Source organism: Salipaludibacillus neizhouensis (assembly GCF_002886185.1).
GTDB lineage: Bacteria > Bacillota > Bacilli > Bacillales > Salisediminibacteriaceae > Salipaludibacillus > Salipaludibacillus neizhouensis.
Map to the genome: position 1 here is coordinate 1,155,870 of NZ_KZ614146.1, position 23,692 is coordinate 1,179,561.

Sequence of the window (23,692 nt, forward strand, 5' to 3'; positions counted from 1 at the left end):
AGTCATGAATCGGTTACGCGCTGGTTTGCTTGAGAATCCGGCAGTCGTTATCAAAGAGACGGCTGTGTGGCATGTACCAGTTAAGATCTTTGATACGTCCTTTACGCGGGTCAAGCGTTCGAAAATGGATATTTTGATGAAAATGATGCTGATTGCTTTTGAGAAGACGGATATTCGGCGTGCTGCAAATATCACTGAAATGTTGTTGGTCGAGGAGCTGTTTGTTGCCGATTTGATGGAAGATATGCAGCGCAGGGGATTGATCCACCTTGAAAAATCAATTTTCAAGCTGACAAGAAAAGGGCGAGAGCAGTTAGAGTCTGGCATCATTGAAGAAGCACTGGATGAAGAGGGAGCAGAGCTTTATTACAGCGTTACTCATGATGATTTTTGGCCAAAAACAAGGAATGAATCGATGCCGGACCTAGATGAAGAAGGGTCTGCTTACCGGTATGAGCACGCCAAAGAACATGTTGATGAGGCCCGAATCTTGGAGGTCCTTTCCAAGCAACAAAACCGATTGGATGAAAAAGGCTTTCAAACGGTTGTTGCCGATGTTCATCGGTTTGAGACGAGGACGATAGAATCTGTCCCGTGTCTGGAATTTCAACTGTACAATAAAGAACAGGATATTTTTTATGCCCGTGTCTGGAACACATGGCTCGAACGTTGGGATGATAAACTCGAGAAACAAATCGAGGAAGAAGATCGAGTGGACTGGAGAAAGAAATGGATGGGAGTGGAGGAGGAGTGATTAGTTTTTTGTGGTGACTCTCCCCACGGAGAGGTTGAATGCTTTGAGGATGGCTGTATCAAATTCGGATGAAAGTTCCTGACTCTCATTGTGCAAAATAACGATCTTTTTGATTGTGTGCCAGCTCATGTTATAATGAACAACTTAGGATAATTACGACTTTAGCTCATAATTAAACGGATGCCAAGAAAAGCCTCCGCCTAGCAATAAATATGGAGGTGTAAGAGAATGAATAAACGATGGACAATCAGTAAAATTAAAGAATATGTTGAGAATAATTCAGAAAGTACGTTGTTATCGACGGAATATCACGGTTTTTCTCAAAGGTTACTGTTTAAATGTGCGTGTGGTAGCAACTTTGAAAAAACATTTACGAGATTTAAAAATAAAAACCAACGTAAATGTGACGTGTGCCAACCTCCAAAAGAGTCAAACTAAACGTATATCGAATAAACGAAGTGCCGATTTCAGAATCAAAGTTCTTGACCCCAGTGGGTCTACATAAATTAACGAGAATATAATTAGTAAGATACATACTTTAGTAGTGGTCAAATGGAGAAGCCTTTTGATGTAATGAAACATAGTCTGCTGCTGTTTATAGGGCGTTAAAAGCTTAACACATGTGCAAATAGAATAATCGATCCACTGTTACCACGCGAGTTTTGTAATATTGTTTATATATACATAGAATGTTTCATGCATATAAAGCTACCAGTATCAGATATAGATTCCCATGGCATCGTGAATTAATGCCAAATATCAATGGATTCCCTCACCGAAGATATAAAAAGTGATTGAAAGCAATGGGAAAGATCTGTGAGAGGTTCTGTGAATAAATCTAATAGTGTTACATTTACGCACTTCTTGATGAAGTGCGTTTTTTAGCAGACAAGGGGTTAAATATTGTTGCGTTAGAGCACGTGGGGGCACTTTTCTAGCACCAAGATTATCTCATCGATGCCAATGAAGCACGGAACCGTCCCCTGCTTTAGAATGCAATCTTTTATTAAATAATCGAAATAATGAACACGTATCATTTGAATTAGAATTTTTAGACTCATTTTTCATGGAAGACGTAGTTAGAATGGAATCACTTATGAATTTAGCTGGTCCGTATAGTATTACGATAGAGGCTAATAGTGAAAAGTCTATTCACTTGAAGGAATTACTCGAATTATCAGATGTTTCGGAACATATTGATGGAAGATCATCGTCTGATATTCATTTTAAGTTAATTGACGAGGAGAATACACGTACTTATTCGCTTACAAGCGTCATAATGGAATGAAATTATGGAAAGCGATTTTTGAAAGTAATATTATTATTTCTCCTTTGCCTTTATACAGTGTTTTTACATCATTGAATAGGATAGGAGAGTTAATTTCCTGATTACTAACGGGGTAGCGTTGAAGAAGAAAATAGAAATATAAGGGCATGGAGACTAAATTTCCATTCCCTTATTTATTGTGAATAATACTGTGATTTGTGTTGTGATAGTTATGCGATTTCTAATGTGCTTTGGTCTGCGATTTATGAATTAACCTATAACCCCCGTTTTTCAAAAATTAGAATCCCGACAAATGTTGTTGCATAAACGTTTGTGGGGATTTTTTGAGGATAAAGGTTGCTCATGAAAAAACCAGAAGTGGAAAAGTTTGTTTTTCGGTAGGCATTGAGGTAATGTGAAGCGTGATTTAAAATAACTTAGTGTAGAAATGGGGGGTCTACTATTGTATGTTGGATCCCAGTTTAAAATATTTTTTAAATACGCTCTGCCAATTCATTTAAGTCTGGTGAAGGAATGATTTCAAACGACCGTCTGCCATATTTGGCTTACTGATCACCTAATATAGGAGGGAAACATGAATCGTACATCTATTATATATATTGTTTTAATCTCGTTCATTTTAGCGGCAATCGTGTATTCTTTCTATTTTTATAAACAAGTACAGGACTATGATCAACTGATTGAGAAAGGTATGTCTTCTGAGTCTTCTCTGCCTACCTATCATTTTGCATTGATCGGTGAGGAAATGAATCATGATTATTGGCGTTTAGTAGGACAAGGTGCAAAGGAGACCGAAGCAGCGTATGATGTTTTTGTCCAATACGAGGGGCCTAAGCGTTCCAATCCCGAGGAACAACTGAAGCTTTTAGATATTGCTTTAAAATCACAAGTAGATGGGATTATTGTCCAAGCACTGAACGATAATTTCACTCCGCTAATTGATCGGGCTGTAGAGGCTGGCATTCCAATTATTACGATTGATACAGATTCTCCTGATAGTTTAAGAAATGCATATATTGGGACAGATAATTACGCCGCCGGTCAATTAGCTGGAGAAGCGTTGATTGAAGATACTAATGGAAAAGCTACTGTAGGAATTATTACAGGAAGTTTTGATAATGCCCATCATCAGTTGCGAGTCGAAGGATTTAGAGATGTAGTAGAAAAGGTCGAAGGAATCGAGATCGTGGCTATGGATGAATCAAACATCACAAGAGTAAAAGCAGAGGAAAAAGCATACGAGATGCTAACCGAGCATGACAATATTACTGCCTTTTATGGAACAAGTTCGTTTGATGGGATTGGCATCGTAGCCGCAGCGAAATCACTAAATAAAGAGGAGAATCTTTATGTGATGACTTTCGATACGTTAAATGAAAACATTCAATTATTAAAAGAAGGGGACTTAGATGCCATCGTTGAACAACAACCCTTTGAAATGGGGTACAAAAGTATTGAGATAATGCTCGATATTATTAAAGGGAAGTCGGTTCAAGACACCTATTTTACCGATGCTTCGATCATACGTATCTCCAACTTAGATAACTGGAAGAGTGAAAAGGATGAAGCCTCATGATTAAGATTCGCACGAAGTTGTTAATCTATTTTGTGGCTATTCTATTATTGATCGTACTTGCTTTTTTCATTCGGGATCAAAATGATCAAAAAGTAATGGAACTCTATGATGAGAATGTCGAACATTTCTTTCTCTTGAATGAAATGACGAAAATAACGAATCAGACGTTCCAATCCTTGCAAATTTATGTGCATGAACCTTTGCCTGAAAATCTATCTTTTTATCAAGAGGATAAGCAAAACCTTCTCGAGCTACAGCAGGAATTTTCCACGAAGGAAACAGAGGGAATCCCTAAGAAAAACTATCTTAACTTGTTGAGGACTTTTCTTGAACAAGCAGATCAAACAGTGGAAGGTGTAAATAAACAAGATATTCGGCAATATTCGATGTATTTAAATGAAGCAGATCAAACATCCAGTTATATTCATGAGAAAACACTAGAATTGATTAATCAAGAACTTACAAACTATAAAGAGTTATCTTTACTGATGGACACTAAAATTACCTATACGGAAAAGACCGGGACAGCTATGATAACTTCTATCATTTTACTAAGCATTTTATTTGCGCTTTGGTTTTCTAACGGCATTACCAAAACCATTGGTCGTCTATCAAATGCTGCAAAGGAAATTTCTGCAGGGAATTATTCTGGTGAGGATGTTGTGGTTTCTAGAAAGGATGAGCTTTGGCATTTAACGAATACATTTAATGAAATGAAAGGAAATATTAATCAATCCGTTACGGAGATTGAAGAAAAAGCAAGGCTTTCGCAACTCCTGAAGGAAATGGAATTGAAGAGTTTACAAAACCAGATAAATCCACATTTCCTATTTAATACGCTAAATACAATTTCCAAAACCTCTTATATTGAAGGCGCAGAGCGAACCAGTGATTTAATTTCTTCCGTTTCTGCGTTGCTGCGTTACAATATTGGTAACTTAAATAGAGAGATAGAACTTAAAGATGAAGTGGAAACTGTCAAAGAGTACTTTTTCATCCAAACAACGCGTTTCGGTGACCGCGTAGCGTTTGAAGAAAAAATAGATCCTGCGTGTCTCTCGACTCCACTTCCTTGCTTAACCCTGCAGCCAATTATTGAGAACGCCTTTATGCATGGGATCGAAGACATGGCTGAAGGGGCAATCATTGCATTAACGATATATCAATTGAACGAGAGGGTTTGTATTGAAGTGACGGATAACGGGGTAGGCATGGATCAGCAAACGATCGATCGCTTGCTGGATACGAGTAGAGAACAACCTGTTTCTTCAACAAAAAAAAGCTCTGGTCATTCCACTGGCATAGGGATGAAAAACGTGATTACTCGTCTCAAACTGTTTGATAAAGAGAGTAACGTGGAGATTGATTCCAAGCCTGGAAAAGGTACAACCGTAAGAATTTACTTATCAAAACAGGAGAGAGGAGGAGGAAAATAGTGATAAAAGTCATGCTGGTAGATGATGAGCCACTGGAAAGAGAAGGGCTCAAGCTGATGCTATCCAAGAACCGTTCGGGATTTGAAGTCATTGCCGAAGCGAAAAATGGAAATCAGGCTGTAGATCTGGCGTTAGAAAAGAATCCAGATTTAATTTTTATGGATATTAAAATGCCACAGTTAGATGGACTCCAAGCGATTCAAAAAATTATCGATGTTTATCCAACGATAAAGTGTATCATGGTATCTGCGTTTGATACGTTTGATTATGCTCGTCAAGCAATGAAGTATGGTATTAAAGAATATTTGTTAAAGCCAAGTAAAGTATCAGAAGTACTCGAAGCTTTCGACCGAATGGTAGAAGAAATAGAAGCCGAAAGAAAACAAGGGACTGAAATGCTGGAAATGACTCAACGGTTGGAACGAGTTAGTTCCTTTATCGAAATGGAGTTTATCGTATCGTCACTATTGGATCATGTCCATGAATTTGATCAAGCGGATTGGAATGAATGGTTACACCTTGATCAGTCACAAGGGTTCGTCGTCGTTTTTTCATTCGATTCGACTCGTCTCCAACCTGACAGAAATGAAAAAAGCCGGTGGTATCGGATATTAAAACAGGCATTACATGACCAGCGCCATCCTTGTCTTGTTGGTCCACTAACTGGTTTTCAAGTCCCGACATTATTGTTACTGAACAAAGAAGAAGAAGCAACTCTGGAAATGAGACAAGATTTTGCACGTTCCATCATCCATCAGGTTCAAAATCAGTTAGAAGCTTGCAGTGTATTGGCAGGAATTGGTACGATCGTTTCTGATGTTCATCAATTTTCTCGTTCCTACGAGGAAGCCATCTATGCGTTGGAATTAGTTTATAAACATGCAAGTGCGTCCTATATGACCTATAGTGACCATATGAAACAAAAGCGGACAGAGCTGATCCCATTTGAAGTAGAGAAAGAACTTGTGAATTCGGTGAAGAAAGGGGATATCCAAAAAGGTTTACATCTGTTTGATACTTATTTTCAACTGATTCACCAAGCTTCTGAATCGAAGGTAGAAATGATTAAAAAAGCAATGGAGAATTTCTTTATCATTTTAACCCGATCGATGAAAGAGTTTGGATTTGATGAAGATGTTCAGATGAGCTTTGATACATTAGAAACATCTATGCAAATAAAAGAACGTGCGAAAACACACCTCTCTGTTATTATCGAACGTCTAGGAGAGTGGCGAACGAGCGGTGTAGAGAGCCTACTTTTACAAGCAAAAGAATATATCGACAATAATTATCATAAAACAGTGATGTTAGAAGAAGTTGCTGAAACAATTGGTCTTAGCTCTTATTACCTGAGTAAGTTATTTAAGGATAAGTTTCAGGTTACATTTATTGATTATTTAACGAATACGAGGATACAAAAGGCAAAAGACTTATTATTGGATGGGAAAACCCCATTAAAAGAAATCGCAATGAATATAGGATACAAGGATCCGAATTATTTTAGTAGAGTCTTTAAAAAGGAAATGGGATTAAGTCCGCGTGAATATAGAAGCAAATATCAACAGTAAAACAATGATTTTACCTATTACGGGCTTACTAGTGAAGTGCAAAATACCAATATATAAAGTGGATTCCCAACTTTTTTTAATAGACGAGGAACAGGTTTGTTGTCCCGATGATAGGGGATAACAAACCTGACTTTGTCAATCTAGGATCAAGAGCATTATATTAATCTTTAACTGCCTTCCATATAGATCCATCATCTGACGAATTAATCCCCGTTTATGAAACACATACCAGCGAGGTCCCTCTTTAGAAATGACGGGATCGTGTGCACATAATTGACCGTTCAGACCCCAATCTACTACGTAAAAGTTTACTCCTTAAAGGAAAGACCTTGTTCTAGACAATACTTGTTTACACTAGCACCCAATAAATGATGGCGGACATAGCATCCGTAAGTTCAATAAAAACGATTGGCTTTTTTTGTGAAAATACTTGTACAAAATAGTCTAGGTTTTAACAATAATGTGAAGATGAAAGTGCTACCAAGAAAAAGTGTTTATGATAAATTTACTTTAAGAGAACGTTCACAATGTTATTGGAAACGTTTTATAGCTCATAACACGAATAATGGTAACGATATCATAGCGGCAAGTGACAACAGGAGGTGTGCAGAAAAGAAACGTTTATGTTGATTTAAGGGAAGATTAATCATAGAAACAAATAAGATAATTAGACACATCAAAAAGTTTTGACAGTGTATGGTGTGTATTTACCTAGAGAGTATGAGGAGGATCATTATGTTACAGAAACATTCATCACGATATGTTATATTAATTGCAATTGCAGCAGGTATGGCCGGTCTAATGTACGGTTTTGATACAGCGGTTATTTCAGGGGCAATTGGTTTTCTTGCGGAAAAATACAACTTATCACCGGCTATGCAGGGCTGGGTCATTTCCTGTGTAATGATTGGTGGGGTGGTTGGTGTTGCAATTTCCGGTTTCTTAAGTGATAAATTCGGTCGGAAGAATATCATGTTTTTAGCAGCTATTCTTTTTATCATTTCTGCACTAGGGTCTGCATTTGCAACAAGTGTTACAATGCTAGTTTATGCTAGAATTATCGGTGGATTAGGAATTGGTTTTGCTTCTGCTTTATCTGTTACATATATTAGTGAATGTGCGCCACCAAAAATTCGCGGTAGACTCGGTTCCCTTTATCAGTTATTTACTATTTTCGGTATTTGTGCTACTTTTTACATCAACTACGGTGTAGCGAATAGCGGTACCTATGCTTGGGGATTGGATGTTGGCTGGCGCTGGATGCTTGGATTTGGAACGTTTCCAGGCCTAATCTTTTTTATTCTATTATTCTTCATTCCAGAAAGCCCAAGGTATTTAATGCAAAAAGGTAGAGAAATAGAAGCGTTTCAAATACTGAAACGAATTAATGGCGAAGAAGTTGCGGAGCAAGAGTCGAAAGAAATTAAATACTCCATCAAAACAGAAAATAATACTTCTATTAAACAGTTATTGAAGCCAGGTTTGCGAATGGCTATGGCAGTTGGGATTTTCCTTGCACTGTTTAACCAGGTAATTGGTATGAATGCGGTAACCTACTATGGTCCAGATATTTTTCGTAGTGTTGGGTTTGAAAATAATACCGAATTTTTGGCGACAAGTATCATAGGTAGTGTGCAAGTAGTGTTTACAATTGTTGCACTTCTGTTGATTGATAAAATTGGAAGAAAGAGATTGATGGCAATTGGTTCGAGTTTGATGGCGATCTTTATGGTGCTGATTGGAAGCGTATTCTACTTTGAACCCGCTAGTAGTGGCATGTTACTAATCATATTTATAGCTGGTTTTACTGCAGCATTCTGTGTATCCATGGGACCAATTCCTTGGATTATGATTCCCGAAATCTTCCCGAATCATCTACGTGCTAAAGCGGTTGGTATTGCGACGATGTTCCTTTGGGGAGCAAACTGGGCAATCGGACAGTTCACTCCGATTCTAATCAATAACATGGGCGGAGCATTCACTTTCTGGATGTTCGCTGTGATCAACGCAATTTGCTTCACCTTTGTTATGACAATTGTACCGGAGACGAAAAATAAATCGCTCGAAGAAATTGCTGAAATTTGGAAGCCGAAAAATAAAAAAACAGTTGTTTTTGATAAAGATATTCACCAGGATTATGGTGTAAAGTAAACAACAAGTAAATAGTTAAGAGTTTTAAGGTGTCAGGTACTTTATATAGACAAATGTCTTTATGGAGTGCCTGACATCTTTGTTGTTTTGATCAATTGGTGATGAGCCAAGTTCAAGAAGTTCCTATCAATATGAAGATCTCAAAAGGTATTCAAAACCATTTTGATTTTGTGTGTACAAACATAGAAGGTTTAATGCCATATAAAGCTTCAAGTACCAGAGCATAGATGGATAGAATATACTAAATATCTATCTATGTTTAAGGACTTGACTTGATTCTTTATGCAATCAGCGCTAGGCTTTTAAAAGAACTGAACTAAGAAATGAGGCTTACTATTGACAACCTTTACTGAAAAAGTGATTGAGATTATACGAGACATTCCTGAAGGGAGAGTTATGTCATATGGACAGATTGCAAGACTAGCTGGGAACCCGCGTGCTGCCCGCCAAGTCGCTCGTATATTACATTCAATGAGCAAGAGACATCTTCTCCCATGGCATCGGGTTATTAATGCCAAGGGTAAGATCTCTCTTCAGAATGATGAGTCCTTTAACGAGCAGTTGTTGTCCTTGGAAAATGAGGGTGTAGAGGCAGGATTAAATGGAGTCATTGATTTAGCAAAATATCAATGGATTCCCTCACCGAGGGTATAAAAGGTGATTGAGGGTAATGGGGGAGATCTTTAAGAGTTTCCGTGAATAAATATAAAAATTTAAATTAACGCACTTCTTGATGAAGTGCGTTAATATGCTTTTCATAGAAATATTGTCACGATTGGCTTGTTGTGGATTCTGCCCCCAGTGCTTTATAGCACTGGGGGCACTTTTTTGTGAACCAAGATTACCCAATCGTGCCTATGAAGCAGAGAACCGTCCCCATATTTCCTATGACTTTAGTAATAGTAATTTAACTTATTACTTGAGTTAAATAAGTAACCGCCCGATATGAAATGTGTCAAAAAAATACGTGTATATACTGACAGGACTTGCTAAACCCTCTAATTAAAATAATAATAATGAATTCTATAGAAATTATTTGCAAATTTTTCTATGAAAATAGTAGGACTTATATTATGATATAAATATACTACATGAGAGAGGAAGAATTGCATATGGAAAAGGTATTAGGTTTTATAAAACTTAGATGGGGATATATTTTGGTAGCATTTATTGCTTTAATCATTGGAGGCATATTTGGCCCTTCTCAGGAGCAGGTAGATGCACTGGATCAAGAAAAAACTACTCTAAATGACACCATTTCGGATACAAATAAGCAAGTCAAAGCACTTGAAGGGGAATTATCGGATATAAATAAGCAAGTTAAAGCACTTGAAGGAGAAAAAAAAGAGTTGGAAGCTAAAGTAAAAGAAGCGGAGCCATTTTTTCAACTAAAAGAAGCCGAGCGTAAAGAAAAAGAGGCTGAACTAAAGAAAAAAGAAGAAGAAGCAAAGGCTAAGAAAGAAGCAGAAGAGGCTGCTGCTAAGGCTGAGAAAGAAGCGGAAGAAAAAGCAAAAGCTGAAGAGGAAGAAAAGGCTCAAGCTGAAGCAAAACGATTGGCGGAAGAGGAAGAGAAGAGAGGTTATGACACAGGGATAACCTATGACCAACTAGCAAGAAATCCCGATAACCATATTTTTGAAAAAGTTAAATTTCATGGGAAGGTTGTTCAAGTAATGGAAGGTGACGGTATAACTCAAATTAGATTAGCTGCTAATGATAATTACGATACCATGGTTTTTGCTGAATTTGAATCTTCTGTTGTTGATTCTAGAATTTTAGAAGATGATACCATTACGATTATGGGTATCTCTACTGGCTTATTGACTTATGAATCTACAATGGGCGGGAGTATATCCATTCCTGGTGTTTCTATTGAAAAAATAGAAAGGTAAGAGGATTATAAAATAATATATCTTTATCTTAAAAGAAGATGGCTTGAGTGGGCACTGAAAATATTAATAGTCCAAAGCTGAATATATAAATCTACCTAGCGGGCTGCCTAAATATGGCAGCTTTTTTTACCTGGATCGATATGGCTTTCAAACGGTTTTATCGATGTTCATCACTTGGAGACACGGACTTGTCGATTATGTCTGATGTTTAGAATTTCAACTGTATAATAAAGAACAGGATATTTTTAAAAGTTCGCATCAGAAATACATCGCTCGAACGTTGGTATGATGAGACCGAGAAATAAATCGAGGAAGAAAAACGAGTGATTGGCGATTGACCTTAAACGTTTCCGTCTAACAGAGGATTCGAATTCGCTCCAGGCGGCTGCTTTCCTGCCAAAGTCTCCACTTTCGCTCTTTCTAGTTTTTCCAAAAAAACAAGGTTTACTGAAGTAGGAGACCGAGGGAGTAATTATTTATGGAGATTAAGTTTTCGTTTATTTTAAACTCTGATTATGAAAATAAAGCAGCTTATAATAATGGCTTTATTGAAGGTGAATTTAAAATTTCACTTAAAGAAAAACTATATTTCGAAGACCCATACATCAATGTTGCTGAGCTAGGAATTCAATTGGGGGAATGGATCAAAAAAGTTCAAAAAGGAAATAGAATAAATATGAACTACGAGACTATTGACCATGACGAGGTAATTCTAAATTTTCTTTATGAAGGCAATAATAATTGGAGTATTTTTCCATTTGGCAGAATTTTGAGTCTCAAGAATTCTTTGCTACTGAGACATTAGTAGAGGCTGTTAGAGATTATTTACATGAGTTAAATAAAACAACTTCACGATATAAAATATGTCGTGAACCTTGATGAGTACATTAAATAGATCTTATATGCAGAGCTAAAATTATATAGATGCGTTTTATTAAGAATCTTAATGGATTCATTTCATAGGGTGGTTTGGTATGTTTATTTTCTCATGTCTAATTAACAAATATCCCCACCGTTGAAATGATGCACGGAACCGTCCCTTTGTTTCACGGGTTTGCGTTCACGCAAAATAATTGCGTACTTCTTTCATGTGCAGTCATGGGCAAAAAGGTTGCTATAGACCCACTCAAATTTAGTTTGGTAATATGGTTATGGCTTTACAAACGGTGGAGGTAATTTCATGGAAGCGAAAAAGTACAAGGATTTAAAATTGGGCGAACGCGGGGCAATTATTAGTATTATTGCTTATCTATGCCTATCTATTATTAAATTAATCATTGGAAATATAAGTGATTCTGCAGCTTTGAGAGCAGATGGTCTTAACAATACAACGGACATTATTGCTTCCATTGCGGTACTAATAGGTTTAAAATTAGCCCAAAAACCGCCAGATAAAGATCATAGCTACGGGCACTGGAAAAGCGAGACAATTGCTTCCATGATTGCATCTTTTATCATGATAGCAGTTGGTTTCCAAGTACTGGTTGGTGCTGTAAATTCCATTATTCAAGGCAGTAAGGAATCTCCAGACATTCTTGCTGGGTATGTAGGTCTTATTTCTGCTGTAATTATGTATTTTGTATATCGTTATAACAAGAAGCTAGCTGAAAAAATAAATAGTAAGGCAGTGATGGCCGCGGCAAAGGATAATATTTCCGATGCCTGGGTAAGTATTGGAGTAGCTATAGGTATATTTGGTTCACAGTTGAATATGCCTTGGCTTGACATAATCGCTGCCCTCATCGTTGGACTCTTAATCTGTAAAACCGCTTGGGGGATATTTACTCAAGCATCTCATGAACTCTCCGATGGTTTTGATATTAATAAGCTACAACTCTACCGAGATCTAATTTCCCAATTAGATGGAGTTGAGGAAATAAAAGATATAAAAGGTAGAAGTTACGGAAACAATGAAATAATTGATGTGGTTATTCTCGTTAGTTCTGCTTTAGATATTAAAGAAGCACATGATATTGCTACCCGTGTAGAACAAGTCATGATGAAGGATTATGATGTTTTTGATGTCCATATTCATGTTGAACCATATTAAAAACAATTATTAGGCTTTGACACCCTATTCCGTAATAAACGTGATTCAACTATTAAATTAAAGTAATTATTTCGCAGTATAAAACTAAGATGCAATAGAAGAATGATCTGCAAAAAGAAGGCGCAATTCTATAATAAGAATAGCGCCTTTTTTTGTATAGGACTAGATTGTAGAAATAGGAAGTACTAATAAATTGAAATCCGATTGGAAATTTATGTTAATGTGTTAATAATAGACCTAAGAGTTTGTGCCGGTTGAAATAGTTCATTCGACATTACAATTTCTTACCCTTTCTTTTCGCAAGCTCCTTTTTCAGCAGAGGAATCCCTTTCTCTTTCAACAATGTTGGTCCGTTGTGCTTTAAGTAGCTTGTGATTGTTCTTTTTAAAGACATCCATACCATCCCTTTCGAAAATCTGATTACACTAAAAAAGACCTTTCCAATTAGAAAGTAAAGGTCTCGCGAACAACCTAAGTTCCCAACAAAACCGAGGGTAAAGCTGTCCAAATATTCCTCTAAAAAAAGGATCAAAGTATTTTCTAATTTAATTTAGTATATTTTTAATTCTGACGGGAGTCAAATTTTAACTGATTTTGTTTTCGGAAGATTGGATCTAAGTCAATATGGGACACAAATAAGTTAACTTTCCATGCTGTTTGATGGAACTGCTTATCAAATTTATCGCAAGGTGGTTATATAAAGGGTGCAAATAGAAGAATGGTCATTGATTATTCATAAGTTATGTTCGAATTGAACATCAAATGATTTGATGTTCAATTTAAGAAAAGCAAGTTTTAAAGGGGGAAGAGCTTATTAAAGATTAACACCAAATTGATGAGATGATTAATGAAGGACTAGGTGCTGGTAAAATTGATAAAACCAAAGATGAAAAACTGTTGAAAAATCGATTAAAGGTTACAGAGCCAAAGAAATTCTATGAACGAGAGTATTGAAGATGTTCTGAAGCTGGGTAAAGACATGGAAAACATGAAAACGAAAAAAGAGGGGGGAACGTCTGAACCAATTCAAGGATATTGAAACTGAGAAAATAGAAAAAGTTTAAAATAAATGTAGTAGTATTTTAGGTAATTATGTTTATGTTGTTGCTGAAAAGAAGTAGTAAATGCTTGTTCAAGTCCCTCAGGGTGATTGATATATCTCTTGAATGCTCACTTATTCGCAGGATTCCATAACCTTAGTGTTAATCCTGAGTGCCGTAAAAACCATATTGGAAAGCAACTTTATATTAATTTTTCAATGGATAAAAAAGTTTAATAGAAATATTGTTCGTGCTATTACTACGCCAGTTAATAAGGTTTTCGATTGCCTATCATACAAAGATGGAATTAATGTTGAAACAGGTGTTAAACATGTTGATGGAGTTTCTGTTTTTTTCTATTATGATGGAGTAAATCAGGATAGAGTATTGATTGTTAAGAAGATTGATTAAAACTATGTTCTTCTTGTATTAAAGGGAGCGTTTTTTTAACAAGGGCCGCATTTTTTGTGTCAGTAAAAAGGGAATTAATGTTAAACTGAGAAGGAGTTTAGTGATAGAGAGAAACCCAATATTTCACAAGGAAGACGGAGCTATCTTGAAATGTTAAAGTCGGTTAAACCGAATTCAGACATTATTGTGGATGGAATGCTACCCATATCTAAAATTATAGATGAAATATACGAGAGAATTTCAGTCAATAAAACGCTGTCATAATGGAAACGTTCTTGTGCTAACGGGGAGCATTCCTGTAATTAAAGAATTTAGAGTTTGATAGAAAAAGAGTCCTCTTGGTATGATACGAGGTGTCCAAAGCTTTGCGCGCAAAAGGACCCTTAATTGATAACCAAGGAGGACTCACTAATGAATTATAACCAAAATCACAAAATTGCTCAAATCACAGCTGAAACACTAATTATAGGTGTTGATATTGCAAAGTTTAATCACGTCGCAAGAGCACAGGATTTCAGAGGAATGGATCTAGGGAAATCTATTACTTTTGAAAATACTCAATCAGGGTTTGATGGCTTAATAGGTTGGATTAAACAACTTCAAGTTGATAATCAAATGAATAAAGTCTTCGTTGGTATGGAGCCAACAGGACATTACTGGCTTAACCTTGCACATTATTTAAAAGAGTTAAATATCAAGTGTGTTGTGGTCAATCCATTGCACACTAAGAAAAGCAAAGAATTAGACGATAATTCACCAACAAAAAATGACGTGAAAGAAGCCAAAGTCATAGCACAGTTGGTCAAAGACGGTCGCTACGCTGAACCAAGTATCCCTGAAGGTGTTTATGCAGAACTTCGAGGAGCAATGAAAGTGCGCGAGCTATTATCTACTGACCTACGTTCTGTACAAGGTAAGATTCACAATTGGCTAGACCGCTATTTCCCTGAGTTTTTTACAGCCTTTAAAGACTGGGAAGGAAAAGCTGCACTTCGTACTTTAAAGCTTAATCTACTACCACATGAGCTACTGAAACTATCTGATGGTGAAATTTTAAAACACCTCAAAAAGGGCGCCCAAAGAGGTGTTGGTTTAAGTAGAGTGAGGAGATTAAAAGAGGCGGCTTGTTGTTCAGTCGGCATTAAACAAGGAAATAACATGGCTAAATTAGAGCTTAAAACCTTATTAGCTCAATATGACTTATTGAAAGAAAAGTTCGAAGAACTAGATGCTCATTTAGATGAATTGCTTAAACAAGTTCCTGGTGTTCATAATATGGTGGCAATCACAGGAATAGGGAAAGATACGGTCGCTGCATTTTTAGCTGAAGTAGGCGATCTAAGAAACTATTCTCATCCAAAACAAATTATTAAACTAGCTGGACTAAACTTACGGGAAAATACATCAGGACTTCATAAAGGACGCACAACCATTACAAAACGAGGGAGAAAGAAGCTCAGAGCTCTCCTCTTTCGAGTTGTAATGCCGTTAGTCGCTAAGAACCAAGCCTTTAAAGATCTGCATGAGTATTATACGACCCGTCCAGACAATCCGTTAAAAAAAATGCCGTCTTTAATTGCCATATGCAATAAACTAATACGAATCTTATTTACAGTAGGCACTAAACAGTGTGAGTTCAGTGAAGAAAAGATGCTTAGTGATATTCCACACTTTAATAACTTACAGGAAGCTGCATAACTCAAATACCATGTTTTATTAAACTCTATTAACCTAAGTGATTTTAAACAACTTACTTATTATCAAAAGACATTTGAAGCACGGAGAAGTCAGAACATAAACTAAAACTACGGGCAGAGACCCTGGCGGGGAGCATATCTGACCTCCACCCTCATGGCAAGGTTGAACGAAGGAATGTAGGAGCATTGACTCTGGGAGACATGGGAGGGTTAACCCCATGAGAAACGTGGAGATCCATCGTTGCGATCATACGTAAAATTCCCCTCTACTTTTAAAAAATTACTTAAGTGGAGCTGGTCAATCAGCCCCCTAACATCCATTTTTTAAAAGATAAGTTAAAACTAACCATGTAAATAATGTCTAGTGGTAAAGAGTAGCTATGAAATCCTTAGATAAACGGAGTTTTCGTAAGAAAACAAAAAGATTATAGAGGGAGTATAGCACAAGAAAGAGAAGAGAAAAAACGGAGTATTTATTATAATGGTGGCTCTATTGGCTGGGCAAAATGCCATGTGCTACCTTGGATAGCATTATATTGGTTTGTTCAATTTGTTAAAAAAATGGTATAGAAGCCTCTATCCAAGTATTGGTGAGCTGTGTTGAAGAAGTTATTGGTTTTAAATGGAAAATGAAAAATATAAGAAAGAGGGGTGATTACTATTTCTAGGGATTATAAGTTCTTTAATAAATGGAGTAAAACTCGAAAAATGGGTAAATGGAAATATATCCTTTTTATGGGATTTTATTTGGAGGAACAGGTTTTTTATTAGGAAAAGTAGGTTTAGATTTTTTCTTAGATAAAGCGTTTGAAAAGATATCAGAGTACATAATGACTTCAATAATATTTGGTATTCTGTTTGGAACTGGTACTTGGTTATATACAGAAAATAGATATAAAAAGTACACAGCAAATAAATAACACTAATCAACTAATGGAAGCGTTAGTGCAAGAAGTTAGCGGCTCTTTAGTACCTAATTCCTATCAAATGCTTTTTATTATGTTAAGGGGTGAGGATTATATGTCAATGAATAAGCAATGGACTGTTGGGATTTTACTGTTTGACGAGATTGAAGTGCTCGATTTTGCAGGTCCTTTTGAAGTTTTTTCCGTGACTAAATATGAAGACTTTACAACTAGAGCATTCATTGTAAGCACCATTTCAGAAACTGGAGAGATGATACATGCTAGAAACGGGTTGAAAGTTCAACCTGATTACAGCTTTGAGAACGCACCTTCTTTTGATATCGTTGTGGTTCCAGGTGGACCTGGAGCAAGAGAAACACAAATACACAATAGACGGGTTATAGAATGGATAACTAGTCAAATGACTAATGTTCATATTATGACTTCGGTTTGCACGGGTGCTTTTTTACTAGCTAAAGCAGGATTACTTAACGGGAAAACGGCGACTACACATTGGTTTAGCTATGATAGATTTGAAAACAAGTTTCCAAAGGTAACACTACAAAGGAATGTAAAATTCGTTGACCAAGGTAATATTGTGACTTCAGGCGGGGTTTCGGCAGGAATAAATATGTCTTTTCATATTGTAAATCGTCTTCTTGGAAAAGAAATAGCTTCAAATACAGCCCGTGGAATGGAATACGAAATATTACTTGACTAGAGTCAGAAAGTAACTACAATTCTATTTCTTGTTTACAAAAAGTGGTTTAGTAACATTACTGTGAAATTATTTATGCATATTTTCCGCATTTTAGTATTCCGTAATCGTGCCGGATGGTTAAAAGTAGTTCCTAAGATATAGAAAATGAGTTGGGGATTTATGTTAAAACGATAATAGAAAATGTGAGGGTTTGTGAATTTTACCACTTAAAGTATTGGGGAGGTTTGTTGAAGAGGTGTTGGAATACTTGGTATAAGAATAGAAAAGTAGGGGTGATTTTATGAAAAGAATTCAGCTAATTTTATTTAGTATGTTATTTGTTTTGGTAGCTTGTACAACAGATGAAACTACTATAGAAGAAATAGAATTACCCGAAGATATACCTGAGTTTGTACAAAAAAATGATTTTGAAGCGATTAATTGGGAAGAAAAAGCAGTTAAATTTGGTAATAGAGGTATCATTGGGAATGAAAATAAGTCAGGCGTCATTGGTGCTGATATGCCTAGTTTAAGCAATCAAAAGTGGATGTGGCATCTATGGGGAATGGATAATCTTGAGAACATAGAATTAACGGTTGTTGGTTTTCATAAAGAAACAGGAACTGTCCACCAAATTCTAATAGATGGGTGGACTAAAACTCTTAGTGGACCAAACAACGGTGCAGATGCACATACACCATCAACAGTAAAAATACCAGAGTCGGGAGAGTGGGCTTTATTACTTTATACCGATGGTGAATTATTTGATACATTAATATATGAAATAAATGAATAGTATTCAAGAGATTGCTATTGTTGTTGTGCTAAAAGCAGCAATAGTTGAACATGCCATTGGTGCTGTTGCGGTGCTAAAGGGAGAATGAACGAAGCAGTTTAGTGGAAGAAAAGAATACATCAATATTGTAAAATAAATGGAGGATTTAAATGGTCGAATTGCAAGTTATAAGTTTAGATAAGGTATCATTTCAATTAAAAGAACAACATAACTTCGAATGGCTATTAAATATGGGAGAGGTCTTCAGCGTTTTTGATGAACAAGATTCAGGAAATATATGTTTTGGAATTGAAAAAAACGGAACAAAAAAGTTTGTGAAGTATGCTGGTGCAAAGACAAAAGAATATACAGGACAACCAGAAGATGCGATAGAGTTGTTAAAGAATTCAATCCCACTTTATAGAGAATTGCAATATAAACATTTGATACATTTAATCGAACATTTTGAGGTTGAGAAAGGGTATGTGTTAGTTTTTGAGTGGTTTGATGGGGAATGTCTTCACTCCCATTGGTCGTTTCCCCCACCTCATAAGTACACTCACCCTGGATCTCCGTTTTATCGGTTCAAGCAATTACCAGTTGAACAACGTTTAAGGTCATTTAATAGTATATTAGATTTCCATCTCAATGTGGAAAAGAATAATTATGTAGCAGTTGATTTTTATGACGGTAGTATCTTATATGACTTTAAAAATAATGTAACAAAGATTTGCGACATTGATTTATATAAGAAAAAACCATTTATCAATACAATGGGGCGACTTTGGGGTTCATCAAGATTTATGTCACCAGAAGAATTCAAAATAGGTTCGAATATTGATGAAAGAACGAATGTATTTAATATGGGAGCAATCGCATTTGGACTGTTAGGCGGAGAATTAGACCGTTCAATTTTGTGGGATGCAGGACAGGAACTTTATCAAGTGGCAATAAAGGCAGTTAAATCAGATAGAAGAGAAAGATATTCAACAATAGAAGAATTCATCTCAGATTGGGAATCAGCCTCAAAACAGCATTTGTGAAGCATTATTAAAGCTCAAGGAGAGCGTTAGGGAAAGAAGCTAGCTGCCTTTTAGTACCTAATTGCTATCGATTCTATCTGCACAATCAGGCGCAATTCTGTAGCAAGAATTGTGCTAGTTCCATTTAATGGAATAAGAGGACTTTTCACGAAAAAATGAACTTGTAATTAATGTTATATGAAGGAGGGAATTACATGAAAGATACTACGAGCGAAATTTATAATAAGTTAGCCAATACATATCAAAACGATGTTGATGAGGGGAGTCCTTATAACGCTTATTATGAACGCCCAGCTATGATGACAGCTTTGCCTCCACAATTAAAAGGGAAAAAGGTGCTTGATGCTGGTTGTTCGGCTGGATGGTATTCTTCTCAATTATTGCAGCAAGGGGCGGAAGTTACAGGTATAGACGTAAGTCCCGAAATGGTAAAAGCAGCGAAGCATCGTTTAGGGGGAAAAGCGACAATCCTTCGTCATGATCTTCAAGATACGCTTCCTTTTAATGATAATTCCTTTGATGTGATTGTAAGCTCACTTACACTTCATTATTTAAAGGATTGGACATACACATTTCAAGAATTCAACCGCATTCTAAAAGCAGATGGAACCTTTTTATTTTCGGTTCATCACCCATTTATGGATTATACAAGACACAAATGCGAGGATTACTTTAAAACCCAATTCTTATCAGAAACCTGGAACAAACCTAATATTACAATTGATGTCAACTTTTACAGAAGACCCATGCAAAGCATCGTAAATAAAACCACTCAATTTTTCAATCTCCATGAGCTTATTGAACCCCAACCGCAAGAAAAGATGAAAGAAGTGAAAGAGAAATCTTATTTCTATCTTATGACCAGCCCTCATTTCCTTATAGTAAAAGCTACGTCAAAAAAGTTTATGGAAATCCAGCAATTGGGTTAAACTTTCTCTTCAACAATCAGGCGCAAATCTGTAATAAGAATTGCGCTTTTTTTTGTGTATAGGCCAGTTTATATAAGAATTAGGTTCTTTAAAATTAGAGATTAAATTGGAAAATTTATGTTAATATGATATTAGAAAACCTAAGAGTTTGTGATTTTTTACTTAAACTAAAGAGAAGGACTTTCCATTATCAAGTCGAATAATGTTTTTTGAATCGATTTTAGTTGAGAAGAGAAAGGTAGAGTTGAGAATGGATGTGAATCGTTTTAAAGCTGTATTATTTGATTTAGATGGAACGTTAATTAACAGTGAATGGTTAGGAACGGAATCTTATAATTATGGCATTCAGAAAATATTAAACAGGGAAATAAATGAGGTTGAAAAACAATATCTATTAGGAAAACCATTCAAAGCCTTAAGTGATTTGTTTCCTTATTTATCATCCATTGAAACAGAAAAAATTATAGAAGAGACTTTAGATTATTATCGTAAATATAACCATATGATTAAAGAATATGATGGGATTAAGGAAATGCTTCAAATTCTTAAGGAAAAGGGATTTAAATTAGGTCTTGTTACAGCTAAACTAAAACAAAATGCGACTAAGGAGTTACAAAATACTGGTTTATATCCTTTTTTTGAAGTGGTTATGGGAAAGGAAGATTGTCAGGATTTTAAACCTAGTCCTGTTCCTTTATTACAATTAGCTGAAAAACTTAATGTTAGGCCGATAGAATGTTTATATGTTGGTGATCAACCGACAGACATTCAGGCAACACACTCTGCAAATATGATAAGTGTTGCTGCACTTTGGGGAGAAGGGAAGACTGAAAGGTTATCCCCTCTGAATCCAACCTTTTTATTTAATAATCCATATCAATTAACTCAATTGTTATAAAGAGAAGACCGTCCCGTAGGTGGTTTTTTAGGGCTTCTTCAACTAAATGAGAGTTTAGCTGAACAAAGGATTTTAAATTTGAAACAGAGGTGTTGAGTAAATGGGTATCGTTATTGAAAAACCTAAGACAATACATTCAGAAGCTATTGCTAGTATTTGTTCGAAAGGCTGGAAACAAACAGTAGAAGGAATGTTAAGTGAAGAATATTAAATGAAAAATGTAGAGTATTAGTACGACAATGAACGTGTAAAAAAAGATATAAAAGCAGGCATTTATTCTTACATAGCATTACTTAATTCAGAAGTCGTAGGAGTAATTGGTGGTGCAAAAACGGAATCAAATGAAGGAGAAATATTTGTATTATATGTTGACGAAACTATTAGATATGAATGGGTTGGAAAAAAACTACTTGAAACTTTCACTCAACAACAAATGAGGAAAGGGATTTCTGAACAATGGGTTTCGGTGCAAGAAGATAATCATAGAGGTATCCCATTTTATGAAGCTAGAGGCTTTTTATTTAAAGAAAATAGAATCAAAGAAACTGAAACAGGAGAACAACAGGTATCATTACGATATGCTAGAAAACTAAATTCTTATTGAACAAACGGAGGTACTTTACTTTAATAAAGCGAACGCACCTTGTTAAGTGAGTGTTCGTAAGATACTTAAATTTTGAGTAGGGAGGTTTAAAATGGTAGTAATTCTAACCAGTATTTTTTCAGCTGTAATAATATTCATTACTGTTTTTTCTATGATTAAAGTCTTAAGTATTGCCTATAAAAGAAAAGAAATTTCGCATTTGAAATATAGAGTTTTAGCAACTTCTTTTATAGTAGTAGGTATTTTAGTTACTTCGGTTTTACCTTTTGGTTATCAAAAAGTATCTGAAATAATACTCTAATCATTTATATAGCAATTATTGAAATAGTGAAAAAGTGTACTTAAAGTAACGAGGAGAATAGTAAATTCTCTCCAGTAAAATCGAAAGGAGGTAGTCGTATGAATAAAAATAAAATATTATTACAGATTTTGGTTGGTGTTATTTTCTTTGTACTTGCTGTTCTGTTGTTTACTTTTATTGAGTCGCCTTCCCCTTATTTTGCTGGTTTTTTCGTAGCTTTTGCCACACTAGAGATTATCTTTTTGAATCGGATTATAAAAAATAATAAAAATCAAACTAGAAACCAATTATAAAAGGCTAAGTGAAGTGGATATTATAAGAATGTTTTCTTCAACAAACGGGACTGCGATAGTTACGCCTTCGCTCTCGATGGTGCTACAGGGGAGATGAGTTGAAGTAGATCTCTGCTATACAAAGTTAAAATAAGATTTTAGATGGAGGGATATATTTTGGATAGACTACTAGATTTTACTTTTGTAATATTGTTACCGTCACTAGTTACTATAGCGTTTGTGTATTGGACGATGAAAGTATGCTATTCAAAAAGATTCATACCGACTATTATGCAAACTTTGTTGGCTATTTTAGTTTTTTTTGTTCCAATAATTCTTGTTTCCTTTGACGTTATTAATGGGGGATTTGGTCCAGCAATTATGAGCATTGTTTTATTTAGTTCTTTGATATTAGGTTCTTTTGTAAACCTTATAGTAATTTTTACTATAAAGAAAAATGACCTGCCCAACTAACGGAGTAGCTGTTGCTATGGTGCCAATGAGGAGAAACTTAATTGAAAAAAACCATGCTGGTTTATTAGAAGATTGTTAGGAAGAATTCTGGGTTTATTACACACTTACTCTGGTCTGGTTTTGTTATTGGAAAACGCATTTGTAAAATTAAATTAAAACGTACTGATGGAGATAATGTTAAACTATCGAATATTTTTTTAGAGAAGTAAAGACGGGTGAGTACATTTTTTATGACTGTTCAGCGGAAAGTCCTAAAGGTCGTAGAAGTGTTTGTTACGACCGTGAAGCGCTGGAGTCAAGAAAAAAATTTAAACCAGAAAATAACGTTATTGATATGGTTGCGGACATGGGCATTGAGCTTTTAACGGAAGAACAATACCGGTATTTTCAAGAAATTGGAGAATTCGATAGAAAAACATCGAGCTGGATGAAAACACCTGCTAACATTAGAAAACTCGGCGGTGCCATTTTTTGTGATCGTCGTTACGACACAGTTTTTATGTACCACAATGGAGCAGAATCCTACTATGCTGCCAGAGGTTTCCGCGGCTCGCTAAGGGTCTAAATTTTGAACAGACAGTGAAATTTGAATGTGAGACTGGATCATACCTGGGGAAAGGCTCAATTTCAACAATGGATGAGGGGATCCCCAACTATATCAAGGCATGCTAACCTATTTAAGTTTGTAATAGTTGAGTCTTTAATATAATCGATCTAATTAATTTATAGGAGGTTTTCTAATGGGATTAATGATGAAAACGACATGTCAAAAATGTGAAAAGACATATCTCAAGATGCTTATATTTGTGTTCATGAATGTACGTTTTGCGAGAAATGCACGATCGAAATGTCCAATATTTGTCCGAATTGTAACGGAGAATTAGTCAGAAGACCCAAAAGTGTAGGGTAATCGATTTTATAGAGTGAT

Annotated in this window: 19 protein-coding genes and 4 pseudogenes; all 23 read left to right on the forward strand. The window is 35.7% G+C overall.

The genetic code is table 11. From position 1 onward, the window contains the following. Positions 1-4 precede the first annotated feature (4 nt). The 23 genes and pseudogenes from CEF18_RS05445 to CEF18_RS05570 all read left to right on the forward strand — a co-directional run bounded on the left by CEF18_RS05445 (position 5) and on the right by CEF18_RS05570 (position 23,674). Positions 5-754, forward strand: coding sequence for a hypothetical protein (locus CEF18_RS05445; RefSeq protein WP_223292247.1), 750 nt, complete (start codon positions 5-7; stop codon positions 752-754). A gap of 228 nt (positions 755-982) precedes the next feature. Further along, positions 983-1,192 carry a hypothetical protein gene (locus CEF18_RS05450; RefSeq protein WP_110935547.1) on the forward strand — a complete coding sequence of 70 codons (210 nt, stop codon included), beginning with the start codon at positions 983-985 and terminating at the stop codon, positions 1,190-1,192. A 646-nt stretch (positions 1,193-1,838) separates the two neighbouring features. After that, on the forward strand, positions 1,839-2,042 hold the full coding sequence (locus tag CEF18_RS05455; protein WP_110935548.1) for a hypothetical protein: 204 nt from the start codon (positions 1,839-1,841) through the stop codon (positions 2,040-2,042). Between the two features lie 574 nt (positions 2,043-2,616). Continuing rightward, complete coding sequence (locus CEF18_RS05460) at positions 2,617-3,618, forward strand: sugar-binding protein (protein WP_110935549.1); 1,002 nt, start codon at positions 2,617-2,619, stop codon at positions 3,616-3,618. Beyond that, entirely contained in the window at positions 3,615-5,054 is a 1,440-nt protein-coding gene (locus CEF18_RS05465) for a sensor histidine kinase (protein WP_110935550.1), read from the forward strand. Before CEF18_RS05460 ends, CEF18_RS05465 begins: the two co-directional genes overlap by 4 nt. Then, positions 5,054-6,622 carry a response regulator transcription factor gene (locus CEF18_RS05470; protein WP_110935551.1) on the forward strand — a complete coding sequence of 523 codons (1,569 nt, stop codon included), beginning with the start codon at positions 5,054-5,056 and terminating at the stop codon, positions 6,620-6,622. The genes CEF18_RS05465 and CEF18_RS05470 overlap by 1 nt, the downstream gene beginning before the upstream one ends. Before the next feature lie 735 nt (positions 6,623-7,357). After that, a complete protein-coding gene (locus CEF18_RS05475) occupies positions 7,358-8,773 on the forward strand; it encodes a sugar porter family MFS transporter (protein ID WP_110935552.1) in 1,416 nt (471 codons plus the stop codon). Positions 8,774-9,109: 336 nt separating this feature from the next. Further along, positions 9,110-9,427, forward strand: a complete 318-nt coding sequence (locus CEF18_RS05480; RefSeq protein WP_110935553.1) for an MGMT family protein — start codon at positions 9,110-9,112, stop codon at positions 9,425-9,427. A gap of 458 nt (positions 9,428-9,885) precedes the next feature. Next, positions 9,886-10,665, forward strand: coding sequence for a coiled-coil domain-containing protein (locus CEF18_RS05485; protein ID WP_110935554.1), 780 nt, complete (start codon positions 9,886-9,888; stop codon positions 10,663-10,665). Between the two features lie 478 nt (positions 10,666-11,143). Then, positions 11,144-11,544: pseudogene (locus CEF18_RS05490) on the forward strand (DUF7878 domain-containing protein). A gap of 301 nt (positions 11,545-11,845) precedes the next feature. Then, on the forward strand, positions 11,846-12,715 hold the full coding sequence (locus CEF18_RS05495) for a cation diffusion facilitator family transporter (RefSeq protein ID WP_110935556.1): 870 nt from the start codon (positions 11,846-11,848) through the stop codon (positions 12,713-12,715). 1,862 nt (positions 12,716-14,577) lie between these two features. Then, positions 14,578-15,864, forward strand: coding sequence for an IS110 family RNA-guided transposase (locus tag CEF18_RS05510; protein WP_110935559.1), 1,287 nt, complete (start codon positions 14,578-14,580; stop codon positions 15,862-15,864). Between the two features lie 715 nt (positions 15,865-16,579). Continuing rightward, entirely contained in the window at positions 16,580-16,783 is a 204-nt protein-coding gene (locus CEF18_RS05515; protein ID WP_110935560.1) for a hypothetical protein, read from the forward strand. Positions 16,784-16,889: 106 nt separating this feature from the next. Next, positions 16,890-17,489 (forward strand): DJ-1/PfpI family protein, encoded by a 600-nt coding sequence (locus CEF18_RS05520; RefSeq protein ID WP_110937602.1) that lies wholly within the window; start codon positions 16,890-16,892, stop codon positions 17,487-17,489. A 280-nt stretch (positions 17,490-17,769) separates the two neighbouring features. Further along, positions 17,770-18,264 (forward strand): hypothetical protein, encoded by a 495-nt coding sequence (locus CEF18_RS05525; RefSeq protein ID WP_110935561.1) that lies wholly within the window; start codon positions 17,770-17,772, stop codon positions 18,262-18,264. A gap of 149 nt (positions 18,265-18,413) precedes the next feature. Beyond that, on the forward strand, positions 18,414-19,286 hold the full coding sequence (locus CEF18_RS05530) for a serine/threonine-protein kinase (protein WP_110935562.1): 873 nt from the start codon (positions 18,414-18,416) through the stop codon (positions 19,284-19,286). 194 nt (positions 19,287-19,480) lie between these two features. Then, positions 19,481-20,215: a class I SAM-dependent methyltransferase gene (locus tag CEF18_RS05535; RefSeq protein WP_110935563.1), complete on the forward strand. Its 735-nt coding sequence runs from the start codon at positions 19,481-19,483 to the stop codon at positions 20,213-20,215. Positions 20,216-20,465: 250 nt separating this feature from the next. After that, positions 20,466-21,113 carry an HAD family hydrolase gene (locus tag CEF18_RS05540; protein ID WP_190238676.1) on the forward strand — a complete coding sequence of 216 codons (648 nt, stop codon included), beginning with the start codon at positions 20,466-20,468 and terminating at the stop codon, positions 21,111-21,113. Between the two features lie 250 nt (positions 21,114-21,363). Beyond that, positions 21,364-21,717, forward strand: a pseudogene (locus tag CEF18_RS05545) (GNAT family N-acetyltransferase); the annotation flags it as partial. Between the two features lie 91 nt (positions 21,718-21,808). Continuing rightward, positions 21,809-22,018, forward strand: coding sequence for a hypothetical protein (locus CEF18_RS05550; protein WP_110935565.1), 210 nt, complete (start codon positions 21,809-21,811; stop codon positions 22,016-22,018). Between the two features lie 98 nt (positions 22,019-22,116). Next, positions 22,117-22,311 (forward strand): hypothetical protein, encoded by a 195-nt coding sequence (locus CEF18_RS05555; RefSeq protein ID WP_110935566.1) that lies wholly within the window; start codon positions 22,117-22,119, stop codon positions 22,309-22,311. A gap of 661 nt (positions 22,312-22,972) precedes the next feature. Continuing rightward, positions 22,973-23,329 (forward strand): annotated as a pseudogene (locus CEF18_RS05565) (DUF4256 domain-containing protein); the annotation flags it as partial. Between the two features lie 175 nt (positions 23,330-23,504). After that, positions 23,505-23,674: pseudogene (locus tag CEF18_RS05570) on the forward strand (DUF1272 domain-containing protein). The last annotated feature ends 18 nt before the right edge of the window (positions 23,675-23,692 follow it).